At 67.2% G+C, this 14459-nt stretch carries 12 protein-coding genes; 4 read left to right on the top strand and 8 right to left on the bottom strand.

Going from position 1 to position 14459, the window contains the following annotated elements:
• The first annotated feature begins 226 nt into the window (after positions 1-226).
• Positions 227-1264, top strand: coding sequence for a hypothetical protein (locus BHS09_RS25220; protein ID WP_140793958.1), 1038 nt, complete (start codon positions 227-229; stop codon positions 1262-1264).
• Positions 1265-1529: 265 nt separating this feature from the next.
• Here the strand turns inward: BHS09_RS25220 and BHS09_RS25225 are convergent, their stop codons facing one another.
• Together BHS09_RS25225 and BHS09_RS25230 are read right to left on the bottom strand one after the other, a co-directional pair.
• Positions 1530-1805: a hypothetical protein gene (locus BHS09_RS25225; RefSeq protein ID WP_140793960.1), complete on the bottom strand. Its 276-nt coding sequence runs from the start codon at positions 1803-1805 to the stop codon at positions 1530-1532.
• A 228-nt stretch (positions 1806-2033) separates the two neighbouring features.
• Positions 2034-2318: a helix-turn-helix domain-containing protein gene (locus BHS09_RS25230; protein ID WP_140793962.1), complete on the bottom strand. Its 285-nt coding sequence runs from the start codon at positions 2316-2318 to the stop codon at positions 2034-2036.
• Positions 2319-2585: 267 nt separating this feature from the next.
• On the opposite strand from BHS09_RS25230, the gene BHS09_RS25235 reads away from it, so the two are divergent.
• Positions 2586-5675 carry an Ig-like domain-containing protein gene (locus BHS09_RS25235; RefSeq protein ID WP_161604912.1) on the top strand — a complete coding sequence of 1030 codons (3090 nt, stop codon included), beginning with the start codon at positions 2586-2588 and terminating at the stop codon, positions 5673-5675.
• Positions 5676-6045: 370 nt separating this feature from the next.
• Positions 6046-7311, top strand: a complete 1266-nt coding sequence (locus BHS09_RS25240) for a cytochrome P450 (protein WP_140793966.1) — start codon at positions 6046-6048, stop codon at positions 7309-7311.
• A 45-nt stretch (positions 7312-7356) separates the two neighbouring features.
• Here BHS09_RS25240 and BHS09_RS38640 read toward each other — a convergent pair whose 3' ends face one another.
• The 5 genes from BHS09_RS38640 to BHS09_RS40345 all read right to left on the bottom strand — a co-directional run bounded on the left by BHS09_RS38640 (position 7357) and on the right by BHS09_RS40345 (position 10624).
• Positions 7357-7530, bottom strand: coding sequence for a hypothetical protein (locus BHS09_RS38640; protein WP_161604913.1), 174 nt, complete (start codon positions 7528-7530; stop codon positions 7357-7359).
• 436 nt (positions 7531-7966) lie between these two features.
• Positions 7967-8956, bottom strand: coding sequence for a WD40 repeat domain-containing protein (locus BHS09_RS25250; RefSeq protein ID WP_140793970.1), 990 nt, complete (start codon positions 8954-8956; stop codon positions 7967-7969).
• A 9-nt stretch (positions 8957-8965) separates the two neighbouring features.
• A complete protein-coding gene (locus BHS09_RS25255) occupies positions 8966-9271 on the bottom strand; it encodes a hypothetical protein (RefSeq protein WP_140793972.1) in 306 nt (101 codons plus the stop codon).
• A 157-nt stretch (positions 9272-9428) separates the two neighbouring features.
• Positions 9429-10421, bottom strand: coding sequence for a discoidin domain-containing protein (locus BHS09_RS25260; RefSeq protein WP_140793974.1), 993 nt, complete (start codon positions 10419-10421; stop codon positions 9429-9431).
• A gap of 59 nt (positions 10422-10480) precedes the next feature.
• Positions 10481-10624, bottom strand: coding sequence for a hypothetical protein (locus BHS09_RS40345; RefSeq protein ID WP_140796590.1), 144 nt, complete (start codon positions 10622-10624; stop codon positions 10481-10483).
• A gap of 184 nt (positions 10625-10808) precedes the next feature.
• On the opposite strand from BHS09_RS40345, the gene BHS09_RS39510 reads away from it, so the two are divergent.
• Positions 10809-12461 (top strand): jacalin-like lectin, encoded by a 1653-nt coding sequence (locus BHS09_RS39510; protein WP_237077405.1) that lies wholly within the window; start codon positions 10809-10811, stop codon positions 12459-12461.
• Positions 12462-12660: 199 nt separating this feature from the next.
• Here the strand turns inward: BHS09_RS39510 and traA are convergent, their stop codons facing one another.
• Complete coding sequence (gene traA, locus BHS09_RS25280) at positions 12661-14199, bottom strand: outer membrane exchange protein TraA family protein (protein WP_140799348.1); 1539 nt, start codon at positions 14197-14199, stop codon at positions 12661-12663.
• Between the last annotated feature and the right edge of the window lie 260 nt (positions 14200-14459).

Below are 14459 nucleotides of genomic sequence, written 5' to 3' on the forward strand. Positions count from 1 at the left end.
TGGATTCGCGAGCCCTCCCGCACGCTGCGGGAGATGCCCTGCGGGATGAGGAGTGCGCCGAAAAAGTGTTCTCCACTGCGTGGAGGTCACGGCCCCCAAGGCGGTTGTGATGAAAGCCGCAGCACATCATCCTCCGTAGCCGCAACAATTATCGGAAAGGCTTGCGGTTCATGCAGCCTGACCGGTTCCGGGGGGTACCATGAACACACTGAAACAAAATGTACGGATGGCTTGCGGTCTGATTTTCGGCTCGCTGCTGATGGCGGCCTCGCCAGGCTTTGCCCATTCCTCTGATGCAGCCGGCTGCGCGGACCGTCAGCGTGAGGGATTCAAAGACATCGCGCGCTGGCCTGACATCGCGGGGTGCGCCGGTGCATGGCGGATTCCGGGCCTGCACACGGACAACCCGGGGATTGCTCCGGCCTGCCCGGGCCTCGTGACCTTCGACACCCTGACCCCCGTCTGCGGCCGCAAGGGCGGTGACGATGGCCCGAAGCCGGGTGGCGCCGGCTGCAACGTGGCCGACCTCTGCGCGAGCGGCTGGCACGTCTGTACGAGCGACGCCGAGGTGATGAGCCGGTCCTCCACCGGTTGCAAGGGAGCCACCAAGGCGGGAGACCAGGCCCTCTTCTTCGCCACCCGGCAGAGCACCAATGGCTGCGGCGTCTGTGCCAACGGAACCTCGACAGGTCCGGAGTGCGACTCCGACAGTTGCACTCCTGGCTGCCTGCAGACCGCCCGAACGTCGAACGACTTCTTCGGCTGCGGCAACTTCGGAACCGAGGCCACGTGTGGCCCCCTCAACCGGTTCTCGGAGAACCTGTGCTCGGGGCTTGAAGGCTCGCCATGGTCGTGTAACGCCGCGACGACCGCTGACGACAACGGCCTCTGCGAGGCCTACACGGCCATCAAGACGGGCTCCCGCTTTGGCGGTGTGCTCTGCTGCCGCGACACCTGCACCGATTCCGACAAGGACGGCGTCTGCGATAGCGCGGACCGCTGCGCGGGCACCGTGCTCCCCGAGTCCCTGTCCACAGGCTCCCTGCCGGGCATGAACCGCTTCGCCGATACTGACGGCGATGGCACCTTCAACACGCTGTCGTCGAACGACGGCGAGCCGGAGCGCCGCTTTACCCTCGTGGACACCGCTGGTTGCAGCTGCGCGCAGATTGTCGATGCGCTGGGGATGAGCCAGGAGCACGCCCAATCTGGATGCAGCCTCAGCACCCTGGAGAGCTGGGTGTCGCGCGTGAAGGAGAACTAGAGGGTCTGAAGTTGCCCCCATCCTGATGGGCCCCACCCAGCTCTCCTTTGATTTGGATACGAGTTGTGCCGCGCCTTCTGGTTCCAGGGTAGGAATTCTCCTGGCGGACACCAATCCTCCGTGCCCGCCTCGCCGTAGGCGGCCTGGATGAATTCCTGGGCCCCGTCGAAGCAGCGCTCCATCCGCGGGTGGTCCGTCCAAGGAGGCGCGGCGTCCGCTCGGGCCACCATGGCCAGGCAGAGCGACAGGAACAGCGACGGCAATCTCATCTCAAGGGACCTGGGACGCATCGTGGACCGTGATGTTCGCGGTGGCCGGAGGGTTTCCCGGTGGGAAGACATTGGAAGGTATTCACCAGCGGCGGGTAGGCCCACTGCGCGGTGCTGGTCAAGGGCACCTCGTCCAACAGGACGTTCCGGACGAACCGCATGAAGCCCTGCCGCTCTCGCGAGGTGAATACCTCGGCCAGCAGCGCCTCGTAGGACTTCTCCAGGTGGCGGGCGAGGGCCTCGAGTTGGTCCCACGACGTCTGGCTTTCCACCACCCGGCCCTCGCGCGCGGACGGCGAAGTCCACCGAGTAGCGGCCGCCGGGACGGAGGCGCGGCGGGGCGGGCTCCGTCACTGGGGCGGCCATGGCCGCGCCGGGGCCTGGTGCGCGGCGGCTTCACGCCGGAGGACGGCGAGAACCTACGCTCGCGTAACAGGGACGGTGCTCGGAAGGTTCCAGTTCCCGCAGTAGGGCCGGGAACCACCGGGTCAGTCACGACCTCAACCAAGGAAGACGTCCACGTCCGCTGGCCGGACGCGGATGGCGTTGCTCCCCCGGATGTGGGGCAGTTCGCCTCGCTCACACAGCCGATAGCCGGTGGCGGTACAGACGGACAACCGCTCCGCGACCGCCCACCGCACGGTGAGCAGGCGCGCCCTCCCGCTCGGCAGCGCGCGGAGCCGCGCGGGCCCCTGACCTTGCAGGACGCTCGCCACCGCCGCCAGGCTTGCCCCGGACTGGATGAGCAACGAGGCGCACGTGCCGCGCAGGTCGTGAAAGCGCAACCGGCGCGGCCATGCACCGCCAATTGGCGCTCCTCCGGACGCGACCCGGTTTCCTGCGCTGTCAGACCTCAGAGATAGGACTCCTCAGGCCGGGCTCCCGTCTCGCTGCCATCACGCCTGCATGCAACAGCTGCAATGGGGTCTCCGACCACGCGGCCCTGCTGGAGCAGGCGCTTCGACACGGGAGAGGGGATGAGGAGGACGTGCGCTTCGAGTCCCATGCCGTGCGCACAACCGCCGCGAGGGAACGCGGCTCCGAGGTCATACATGTCCATTCGTCACACACTCGCCATCCTGGCGGGTTCTCTGTTCATCGCCTGTGGGGCGGTCGAGACCGAGTCGTCCGACACCTCCACCGCGGCCGTGTCGCAGGAGCTCAGCGGGTTCACCGGCCCGATGAGCAACTCCCATCAATATCCCAGGCTCGCGCTGCTGAACGACGGGCGCGTGCTCGCCGCCGACGGCCTCGTGTCGGAGCTCTACGACCCCGCAACGAATACCTGGACCGCCACGCCGCCCATGACCGCCAGTCGCGTCTTCCACAGCCTCATCACCCTGGCGGATGGACGGGTGCTGGCCGCAGGGGGTGGCATGGGAAGCTACCTGTCCTCGGCGGAGTTGTTTGATCCGCAGACGAAGACCTGGACGCCCACGGGCTCGATGGCCGTCGGCCGCGAGCGGGCGCTGAACACGCGGCTGGCGGATGGACGCGTGCTGGTGATGGGAGGCCTGAGCACCGGCTCTGTAACCGTCAAGTCCGCCGAAATCTATGACCCCGCGACGGGGACCTGGTCGTCCGCGGGCGATGCCAACTACCCCAGCTCGCAGGGCACCGCCACGCTGTTGCCGGACGGGCGCGTGCTGCTCATCTCCATGTATGGAGGCGAGCTGTTCGACCCCGCCACGAACACCTTCACGAAGGTGGGGACCATGACCAACGGGCGTACCGACCACGTGGCCACGCTGCTGCAGGACGGCCGCGTGCTCCTCGTCGGGGGACGCACGGCGACGGAGCTGTTCGACCCGGCGCTGCTCCACTTCACGGCCACCGGCTCGCCGACGAACAGCAGCCGCTGGCAAGCGACTGGCACGGTGCTGGCGGACGGCACGGTGCTGCTCACGGGCGGCTACAACAGCGCGGGGGAGACGCTCGCCTCCGTCGAGCGCTACGATCCCGCCACGGGCACGTGGACGCAAGGGACCCCGCTCCTGCAGAAGCGTGAGTACGCGAAGATGGTCCAGCTGACCACGGGCGATGCCCTGGTGGTGGGAGGCGTGTACCGCATCCCCGGCGGCGGCAGCATGATCATCGGCGGCACCCAGGCCGCGGAGCTCATCTCCCTGACGACGTGCACGCCCACCACCTGTGAGGCACAGGGCAAGACCTGCGGCACCATTCCCAACGGCTGTGGCGCAACGTTGAGCTGCGGAACCTGTGGCGCAGGCCAGATGTGCTCGGCGGCCAACGTCTGTGTCTGCGCGCCCACCACCTGCGCCGCGCAGGGCAAGAACTGCGGCACCATTCCGGACGGGTGTGGCAGCACGCTGAGCTGTGGCACCTGCGGCGCCGGCCAGGCGTGCTCGGCGGCCAACGTCTGCGTGTGCGTGCCCACCACGTGCGCGGCGCAGAACCGCACCTGCGGCAGCATGTCGGATGGTTGCGGTGGCACGCTGGACTGCGGCACCTGCGGCGCCGGTTCCGCCTGTGACACGGGTCCGGGAGTCTGCGTGCCCGTGCAGTCGGGACAGGCGCAGTACGACGCGACGCTGAAGGTCCCCGTGTGCACGGGGGAGTCCTCCTCCTGTGATTCGGGCACGCTGCTCGTGGGCCGTGGCCCCGAGGGCTCCGAGCCGAACGCTCCCAACACCCTGGGCGGCACCTGCGCCGACGGCATGGGCGGCAGCTTCCATGTGGACGAGTCGCTCGACCGGCTCAAGGTGCGCAGCCTCGACGGCGGTCCGCTCACCGCGGGCAAGACGGTCATCGTCGACGCGACGGTGTGGGCCTTCTCCGGCTACTCGACCGACTTCCTGGACATCTACTCCGCTGCGGATGCGTCCAACCCGAGCTGGGTCTTCGTGGCGACGGTGGCTCCGTACACGGCGGGCTCCCAGGTCCTATCGACGAGCTTCGTGTTGCCGCACGGCGCCCGGCAAGCCGTGCGCGGCGTCTTCCGCTACAACGGCTCGGCGGCGCCCTGCTCGACGGGCTCCTACGATGACCGTGACGACCTGGTCTTCCAGGTCGTGACGCCCGTCGACACGCAGGCGCCCTCCGTCTCGCTCACGTCTCCCGTGCCGGGGGCGACGGTCCGCGGCCAGGTGGTGCTCCAGGCGTCCGCGAGCGATGACGTCGGCGTCACGCGTGTCGACTTCTACGTGCAGACCAACACCCCGGGCACGCAGGCGGCGCTCGTGGGCTCCGACACCACCGCGCCGTACTCGGTGACGTGGAACACGCTGCAGGCGGCGCCCGCCAGCTCGTACCTCCTGACCGCGCGCGCCTACGACGCCGCGAGCAATGAGACGGTCTCCGCGCTCCAGGTCAACGTCGTGGACAACACGGGGCCGGGGGTGACGCTGGACAGCCCGCTCAACGGCGCCACGGTGAGCGGAACGGTGACGCTGGCCGCCACCGCGCAGGACTACTCGGGCATCCAGAAGGTCACGTTCTACGTCGACGGTCAGGCTGTCGGTACGGCCACGAGCGCGCCGTACTCGGTGGCGTGGAGCGCGGCGAGCGCCACGGCGGGCACGCACACCGTGCATGCGGTGGCCTGGGACGTGCCGGGCAACTCCGCATCATCCCAGTCGGTCAGCATCACCGTCGCGGGATCTTCGGGCGGCGCCATCCAGGCGAGCTACAGCAGCACGTGGCGTGCACCGTCGTGCGCGGGGGTCGGGGGGGCGAGCTGCGACTCGGGCACCCTGCTCACGGGCCGGGGCAGTGTGGGCCCCGAGCTGAACGCGCCCAACACGGTGGGCGGCAGTTGCTCCGATGGAAACTCAGGCAGCTTCCACCGGGACGAGTCCATCGACCGGCTTGTCCTCGCCACCGTGGATGGTGGGGCGCTGCGCGCGGGTACGGCGGCACGACTCACCGCAACCGTCTGGGCATTCAACACGACGGACGTGCTGGATGTGTACTCCGCGCCGAGCGCCACGTCGCCGGTGTGGACGCTGGTCGGGACGGTCCCCGCCGCGGGCTCCGGCCTCCAGAGCCTGTCGGTGACCTACACACTGCCGGCCGGCTCCGCGCAGGTGGTGCGCGCGGTGTTCCGTTACGGGGGCCTGAGCAGCCCCTGCCCCACCGGGGAACTCGACGACAAGGACGACCTCGTCTTCAGCGCGATGTAATGAGGTGAGGGTGGCGCACGGGATGCCTCCGTGCGCCACCTTGCAGGGCGTGGGTGGAGGTAGGCGAACACGTCCACTTCTCTCAAGGGCTATCATGAGGGAGCCATTGGAACGCCACGAGGCCTGATTTGACTCCGACCTGCGTGAGGTCGAGCGCTGCATGGCTCCGGGAAAGAGCATCCCCCCTGGGACGACGGCGTGTTGCTCAGCGATGAGCGCTCATTGGTGATGTGCAAGCCAGGCGGCGTCGAGTGGACATGGGACGCTCCGTCCAGCATCGCCCAGCCCCGTGTGCGAAGCCGTAAGCCCTGGCACCATGCGGTCCGCTGTCCCGCCCCCCACCCAACAAACCGTTGAGGTCAGCTCACGCATGTCCAAGACCAACGCCCCCTCAGGACTCGGGTCCGAGTACCACCCGCTCGACTCTCCCCAGCTCGAGAATCCTCATCCGTTCCTCGCGCGTGCACGGCGGGAGGAACCGGTGTTCTTCAGTCCGGCGTTGGGGGCGTGGGTGGTGACGCGCCATGCGGACATCAGCGCCGTGGTCGCCGATACCGCACACTTCTCGTCCGCAGAGTCCATCACGGTGGGCGCCGCGACGACGCCGCCGGAGGTGGTCACCGCGCTGATGGACGGTTACCCCCTGGTGCCCAGCCTCGTCGACAATGATCCGCCAGCGCATGGCCGCTTCCGGAGCCTCGTCAGCAAGGCCTTTACCGGGAGGCGCCTCGCGGAGAAGGAGCCCTTCATCCGCACCCTCGTGGACGCGCTCATCCACTCCTTCAGGCACGAGAGGCAGGTGGACCTGTTCCTCCGGTTCGCCCATCCACTGTCGTGCAGCATCATCGCGGAGATTCTCGGAATCCCCAGCTCGGACATCCACCGGTTCCGGCGCTGGTCCGATGAGCTGTCCACGGTCCTCGCGGCGCATGGCCCCATCGAGCACCAGGTCGCGTGCGCGCGAGGCGTGGTCGAGTTCCAGCGATATCTGGCCTCGGCACTCAAGGAACGGGAAGTGTCCCCCCGAGAGGACCTGCTGAGCGACATCGTCACCGGGGCGCAGGCGATGACGCCGCCCATGAGCATGGCGGAGCTGGTGAGCCTGCTGATGCAGGTGCACTTCGCGGGACATGAAACAACCGCGGGTCTCATCGTGGGAGCGGTGGAGCTCCTGCTCGAGCATCCGGAGCAACTGCGGGCACTTCGGGACGACCCGGGCCTCATCGCAGGCGCGGTCGAGGAGGCGGTGCGGATGATCTCCCCCGTGCATGCCATGTTCCGTACGGCGCTGGAGGCGGTGGAGATTGGGGGCGTGCCCATTCCCAAAGGAGCCCACATCCGCATCGTCTACGCGTCGGCCAACCGCGACGCGGCCCGGTTCCACGAGCCTGAGCGCTTCGACATCCGGCGGCCTGACGTCAAGAAGCACCTCGCCTTCGGGCAAGGCCTCCATTTCTGCATCGGCGCGCCGCTCGCGCGGCTCGAGGCACGCCTGGCAGTGGAGGCACTGCTTCGAAGTCTCCCGGGGCTCCGGCTCGTACCGGGGCAGAAGCCGGGCTTCCTGAGGAGCGTCACCGTCCGGAGGCACGAGAGCCTCGAGGTCACGTGGGACGTCCAGGCGATTCAGGCCCTCTGACGACCAGCACCACCAGCGGAGCGAGGCTGGAGGTGCCCAACCGGGCTATCTCCAGCTCGCCGCCGGGAGCACCCTGCTCGGGCTGTGCAGGCTCACCAGGAGCGGCCCCTTTCCATCCCCGCCGAGCGCGCCAGTGCTGTCGGCGAAGGTGATGGGCACCTCGGTGGGGCACACCACCGGAGCGCGGCCGAGGAAGTCCGTCGCCACCGCCCGCTGCACGTCGCTGCACTCCATGCGGAAGTTGAAGCCGCGCTCCCCGGCTGCAGCAACGGAGAATCGGGAGCGAGGAGGACTTCGCGTATCGAATGGGCACCGCCGTGGTGGAGTCAGCGCGGCACGCTGTCCCAGAACGCGGAGCGTACAGGCGGGATAGAAGCAATGTTGAGGGTGAGGGCTGGAGCGGAGGAGCCGAGAAGGGCCACTGCCGGGGCCGCCCGAGCCGTGCGCCCAGCCTGTACAGAGGCCGCTTGAGCCCCCTTGGGGACACGTCAGCCCTGGCCGCCCTCCCCATGAGGTGCGCGGCAGGGGCTTGGCTCTCTTGTCCCGGGCGGATTGAGCCTCAACACCACGCGGTCTGGGGGCCCTCTCGCCGGGGCCAGCCTCGCACCTGCCGTGGGCAGGCCCAGGTGCTTCAGATTCGCGCGCCCCCAGGCCGTCAGTCGGCCACGGCCCACAGCCCCACGGTGCCATCCCCCTGCCCCCAGGCCACGAAGCGCCCGTCGGGGGAGAAGACAGCATCACTCGACTGGAGGTCGTTGTCGTCGCTGGCACGGAAGAGGACCTCTCCCGTGTCGAAGTGGTGGAGGGCGAAGCCAGGACCGTCGTGCGCAGCGGCGAGCAGGTGCCCCTCCGGGTGGAAGTCCAGGTTGTAGGCGTAGCCGTAGAAGCCCGGAATCGTCCGGACGAGGCGGCGCTCCTCTGCGTGGACGACGGCGACGTTTTGAGTGGGGCCCCCCACGACCAGCAGGGGCTCCCGGGGATGGAACGAGACACTCCAGGCCGTCGACGCATCGATGGGCATCGTCCAAGGCTGCCCTCCCGACGCTACCTCCCACAGCCAGAGGACGCCTCTCTGGTCATCGTTCCACAGCGTGGCGGCCGCCGCGGCGAAGCGGCCATCCGCCGAGAGGGCACACGCGGTGACGGAGAACTCCCCCTCCGGCCACGGCAGCTCTCGAACCGGACGCCAAGCGCGGACATCCCAGAGAAGGCCCTCGCCCTCGTCCATCACCGCGAGCAGATAGGAGCCGTCCCTGGACGCACAGAGCGAGGTGACTGCGTGGGGCAGAAACTCCTGGCGCTGGAGAGAGCCATCCCTGGCGGACAGGGCCTTGAGGCTCGGCCGCCAGAGTCCCGAGGGTGACTGTTCCGGAGCGCCGACACAGACCACCAGTTCCCCCACCGCCACGGCAGGAGCCCCTAGGAGCGGCAACTCAGTGTCCATCACGGGATGGTCCGAAACCGTCCTTAAATCCCACCACCGTAGACGAGCGCGCCGACTGTCCTTTGCGACCAGCACCGCGCCTTGGGAGTCGAAGCCCAGTCGCTGGCCCGAGGAGAAGGAGACGCGCACGGGGCCGAGTTGCCGCACGCGACTCAGGCGCGCGGCGTTGGCCGGGGTGATGATGGGACGTAGGGAGGTCATTGGCACTCTCTAAAGGCAGGTCCCCGTGCTGTGGTCGGGAATGCACTCGGGCAGGATGACGCGCCCATCCATGATGTCGAGCTCGAGGTGATAGTTCATGGAGTACTCGGTGTCCTTGTCCGAGAGTGACGCGGGGCTGGAGCCGCCGCGCAGCTCCAGGCACAACGTGCGTTGGAGCGCATCCGCGAAGAAGCGGAGGCCATTGGCGTCCAGTTGAACAAGGAGAAGACCCGGACGGTGTTGCTCACCGAGAAGGGGGCCAGGTTCGCGTTCCTTCGGGGGCGAGGGTTCGAATCCCTTCCGCCGCTCACTCATGAAGGCCGGTAGTCCTTGAGGAAACTCGGGACTGCCGGCCTTCGTGTTTGAGGGCCGACCGATACCCTCCACCAGGACCTGCACCTTCGTTACCGGGGCCAGTGCTCGCCCAACGAGGCGTCGAGGCGAGAACTGGGGACCTGCTGTACTCCGGGCGTCAGTAGTCCCAGCGGTAGACTTCCAGTTCCTTCACGTCATACCGGGTCGCGCCGCTCATGCTCAGACCGAAGTACTGGTACGTCTGGTCCGACGTGAAGGAGTGGACGTGCGTGCCACCGCCCGCGCCCGTGCGAGTGGCGAGCGTCACCCAGGAACTCATGCCCGGCGTCCAGCCCATCAGCGTGTAGCCGGGGGGCACGAAGCTGCCCCATTTCACGACGACGCGGCGCACGGCCTCCGCCCGGCCCAGGTTGACGTTGAGCCACACCGTGTCCGAGGTGTTGGCGTGGTACGCCGAGCGCCATGCGCTGCGATAGTTCTCCAGGTGGTAGGCGCCATTGCCGTCCACGGCGGCGCTGGGGGCGCTGATGCCCGTGTTCTCCGAGTCGCTCGCGCTAGCCGCCGTGCCAAAGGCAAGGTTGGGGTTGGAGTCCAGATCGAGTGAGCTGCCGAGGTCGTTCACGACTTCGAAGTCGACGATGAGGTTTTCCGTCTCCGGCTTCGTGCTGCCCAGCGCCTGTTTCACGCCCGGGGTGACGTCAATCCAGCACCCCAGGGGCTTGTAGGGAGATGCCGCGCGGCCGCCCAGCGCGGCGTCACTGAGGATGCTGTCGGCGGGCCCGGAGTCCTGGAGCGTGGTGAGGACGCTGCGGCCATAGCCCGCGTGCCCCGGGTGGCGGTTGGTGATGCGAATCTGCGTGCCCCACTTCAGCGAACGCGTGCTGCTGGTGCGCAGGTCCGACTGGGCCGCGGTGACGCCAGCCAGATTGACGATGGTGTTGTTGGCGGCGTTGTAGCCGTAGTCCAGTGGAAGCGCGACGTAGAGCGCGCTCCAGGAGATGGTCTTCCCACTGGCGCCGGTGCCACCCCAGAAGCTGGAGGCATAGGCGCGGCGCTTGCCGGTGAACTGCGCGTTGGCGGTGCCGCAGAGGAGCATGGCGAGCACGAGCGTCCAGATGGGCAAGCTGCCGCGGGACAGGGATGGGAGCATGGAGCGAAGCCTCTCGGGGGAAGGGACGGAGCGAGCTTCGGAGCCATTCGGTGCGGGTGTCAAAAATCCGCCGAGGCCAAGGTTTCGGAGCGATTGCGCGCCCTGCTCGCCCGGCGTCGGGCAATGAAGGCGTCCACATCCGCAGGCAGAACGCGGATAGCGTTGGTGCCCCGGACGTGAGCCAGTTCGCCCCGCTCACACAGCCGGTAGACGGTGGTGGACCAGGCCTGGACGCCGAAGAGTGCAGCGGCTGGAACGCAGTTGCGTCCTCCCGTGACGCAGCAACGCCCCGCTTCCGGTTAAAAAATGCGCCCGCACCTGGAGGTCGTTGGGTGCACGAATTGCAGTGAGTCTCGGCTGGGGCTTCTCCCTGAGAAAGAGACATCAATGCCAAGCACGAGCGCTTCTGGAACCTGGGTGCAGTTCTTCGACATGTGGGGCTACCAGCACGCCTACATCAACTTCACGGGCGCCCAGAACGTCTCGGATCTGGATGACTACAAGTTCACGCTGTTTGGCTCCAGCTCCCCAGGCAGCGCCAAGGTGGGGGACCACATCGAGTCGCTGGTGACCGGCCCCCAGACCTGGCTCATCGTCTACGAGGATAAGGACTACAACAAAAAGCACCCGAGCAAGACGAAGCTGTATTTCGGCCCCAACACGCTCGTGTCCGACTTGGAAGGCGAGTACCGCTTCGGTGACAACATCGACAGCTTCCAGATGTTCAGCGCCCAGCCCGCGGACTGGCCCGGTGCGTCCGCGGCACGGAATGGAGCCATCACCCAGTTGGCGATTGTCGAAGAAAAAGCGCTCTTCGCCACCATCTCGAACGATCTGGAGTCGCTGGTGGGGGCGCTCATCAACCTCATCCCGGACATCGGAGGGTTCCTCAGCAGCTTGATGGGCATTTTCTGGCCCTCCACCACCAACCCCAACCTCATCTGGGAAGCCATCCAGCGGTACATCGTCAAGGCCGTCTACCTCGGCGTTGAGTCATCGGTGATGAGCTCCGTTGAGAATGAGTTCCGGGGCATCCTCAACGCCATCAAGCTGTATCAAAACGACCGGCTCTACAATGAGTACGACGGCCTGTGTCAGCTCATCGCGGACCGCGCTCCGTATTTCACCTACAACGCCAACTACCCCGCGTCGCAGTATCCCTCGCAGAAGCTGCCCTATAGCTCCGCCTATTTCACGATCGCGCTGGCCATCTACAGCGCGCGCTGGCGTTACTTCGACCAGATCTATGCCTCGGCGCCTTGGTATCCGACAGAGGGGCCCGCGAAGCGCGAGGCCTTCAGGTTGGCGCTGGACTCCTTGCTGGAGCAGGCCACGGCCGCGCTGAAGGTGATGGCGAAGCAAGCCTTCAACGAGCAGAAGGCCTGGGCGGAGTCGAAGGCGCAGAACCAGTACCGCGAGCGGGAGGCGTTCCTCTATACTCAACAGTTCGCCGTCAATACGCTGGGGTGGTTGGCGCCCTCCTTCATGTGGCCGTGCTTCGGCTCCACCGGCCAGCTCCCCGTCCAGAGCGTCATTCACGCACTGACGGGTCCCTACGGTGGCGCGGAGAACATCTCGGGAGGGGGCCGTGCGAAAGACGCCGCCGCCAGTGGCCAGAACATCTCCCGCGTCCTCCTTCGCACGGGCAGCCGGGTGGATTGTCTCCAAATCTGGATTGACGGCTCCGAGCAACCCATCCGGGGTGCCGCCGGCGGAAGCAATGTCTGTGACGTCACCTTCGCGGAAGGGGAGTATGTCGTCGCTGCCTTCGGGTATGGCGGCACCCTCGACGCCGGCTCGCTCAATCAACTCTACCTCCGCACCAACCTGGGGAGGCAGTTCGGTGGAGGCGCTCCGGGGAGCACTCGGTTCCAGTCGCTGGCACCCCAGGGCGTCGATGCTCGCCTGTCGGGTTTCACCAGCGCGCTCCAGCCCAATACCCTCAACAGCATCTCCTTGATCTGGCGCTTCGAGACCCCCACCACGCCCGGGTTCGACCCTATCGCGTGGCTGGACCTCCCGGGACTCACCGGCGGGTAGCGCCAGCCAGATGGCCCTTCGGCGCCGAAGGCTCCCGCGGTTGGGGAGCCTCGGCGCCTTTGTTCCGGAACGCGGGTCAGCAAGGCGCTGGGACAACAACGGCGGCCAGAACGTCGTCACCACCCGGTAGGCGACTCGCCGCGCGACGCTGCCGCGGCGAGCCCTTGAAATGAACGGCCGCGACTTGCGCTTCGCCTCCTCAATCGCGCGACGGTGTGCCCAGTCGACGGTCGCGTCTCACGACGCGCGCGAGCGCGAGCAGCGCCATGGGGAGCAACGCCTGCGGTCCCCCCTGGCAGCCGCAGCCAGACGCTGGCTCCGTGGGAGGCGCTGGCGAGCCTCCATCGTTGGAGCCCGCGTCCACGGCCGGAACTCCCGAGTCCGGCGTGGAAGTTCCCCCATCCGTGCCCGTGTCTCCTCCATCCGTGCCCGTGTCTCCCCCATCCGAGCCCGTGTCTCCCCCGTCCGTGCCCGTGTCTCCTCCATCCGAGCCCGTGTCTCCTCCATCCGAGCCCGTGTCTCCTCCATCCGTGCCCATGTCTCCCCCGTCCGTTTCAGGGATGGGACCGCCATCCACCTCACCGGGCCCACCCGCGTCAGGGGTCCCCGCGTCCATGGGTCTGCACTCGCCCTGCTGGCAGGTCCCTCCCGTGCACTCCGTGCCGTCTTCCACGGGAGTCGAAGCGCAGGTGCCCGTCTCCGTGCAGTTGGGCAGATGGCATTCATCGAGCGCCACGCAGTCGTTCGCATCCCGGCACTGCGCACAGACGAAGTCCTCGGTCTGGCTCACACAGTACGGCGTTGATGCCCCACACGGAGAGCACGACGCCCCACAGAAGAGCGACGAATCACAGGGAGCGCACAGGGCCGCCGCGTTGCAGCGATAGCCCGCTTCGCATCCCCCATTCCCTGGCCCGTTGGAGAACTGGCGATTGCATTGGGCGCACTCGGTGAGGGTTGGTAGCAAGGACTGCCCCGACTCCGTCTGATGAAACATCTCGGGCGTGACGAGCACGAAGCCCGCTGCAGCCAGATTGATGACGGGCGGTGTGTTCGCGGCCCTCTCGAAGTCCGCGAAGTCGCCGTCGTACATCGAGATCTCAAGTGCGGAGTGCTCGCTCATGTTCGTGTGGAGCACCTCCACGCCGTAGAGTCCAGGCTGCTCGAAGTAGACCGTCTTGGTGGCGCGCCACGTTGGTGCGCCGAGCGTCGGCGGACGGTTGATGACCGGATAGCTCGTCTGATTCCGGTCAAAGAGCGTCAGGCTCACAGAGTCGTCGGCGTAGAACCCGAAGTGCAGGGGTCTGTTGAGCATGTCGTTCGTGACCGCGATGAAGCCACGCAAGCGGGTCGCGAAGGATGTGAAGTCATCGTCGTCGCCGAAGTCACATCCGCCGAGAGGGCAACCTGCGGCGACCCCGGTGAAGTCGCCGTAGCTCAGCGTCCTCCCATCATTGAGGTTGTTGGACAGGTCCAGGGGCGTCCGAAGCACCGACGTGACGCGATTGCTCCGGTTCGCCTCCATGAAGGCATTGATGCCAGCGACGTAGGTCGACTGAGTCTGCGGGAAGTCAGCTGCGGGATTCCGCGAGACGCTCGTCGCGGCGCAGAGGCCCAACCCCGCTGTTTCGGGAAGGGGCGCCACGGGAGGTCCGCTCACCGTGACGAACTGGGCACTGGCGGGGAGAGGGATGGACAACCCACACAATAGGGGAAGAAGGACGCGGAGCAATCGCATCCGCGGATCTTACTCATGACAAGAGAGCTCCGACCAGTCGAATGCCACCAGTCGCTTGGGCCGTCCAAACGTGCTCAATGCCTCTCCGAGCGCATCGAGATGCCGAGGGCCGTCCACCCTCACAGGCGTCATGTCTGGGGGGATGGAGCCGCGGGCCGGGGAGGACTGCCGAGGCGCGCCCTCACAACGCACCTGCGATGTCGCGACATGAAAATCCCCTGGAAATCACCGACCGAAGACTTTCCGGAGGGGTCGTTCTT

Origin of the sequence: Myxococcus xanthus, from assembly GCF_006402735.1 — a bacterium.
In the GTDB taxonomy this organism is placed as follows: domain Bacteria; phylum Myxococcota; class Myxococcia; order Myxococcales; family Myxococcaceae; genus Myxococcus; species Myxococcus xanthus_A.

Coding starts and splice junctions, on each gene's coding strand:
- BHS09_RS25240 (WP_140793966.1), top strand. CDS start 6,046: ATGTCCAAGACCAACGCCCCCTCAGGACTCGGGTCCGAGTACCACCCG.
- BHS09_RS39510 (WP_237077405.1), top strand. CDS start 10,809: ATGCCAAGCACGAGCGCTTCTGGAACCTGGGTGCAGTTCTTCGACATG.
- BHS09_RS25255 (WP_140793972.1), bottom strand. CDS start 9,271: ATGAGTGAGCGGCGGAAGGGATTCGAACCCTCGCCCCCGAAGGAACGC.
- BHS09_RS25260 (WP_140793974.1), bottom strand. CDS start 10,421: ATGCTCCCATCCCTGTCCCGCGGCAGCTTGCCCATCTGGACGCTCGTG.
- BHS09_RS25250 (WP_140793970.1), bottom strand. CDS start 8,956: ATGACCTCCCTACGTCCCATCATCACCCCGGCCAACGCCGCGCGCCTG.
- BHS09_RS25235 (WP_161604912.1), top strand. CDS start 2,586: ATGTCCATTCGTCACACACTCGCCATCCTGGCGGGTTCTCTGTTCATC.
- BHS09_RS25220 (WP_140793958.1), top strand. CDS start 227: ATGGCTTGCGGTCTGATTTTCGGCTCGCTGCTGATGGCGGCCTCGCCA.
- traA (WP_140799348.1), bottom strand. CDS start 14,199: ATGCGATTGCTCCGCGTCCTTCTTCCCCTATTGTGTGGGTTGTCCATC.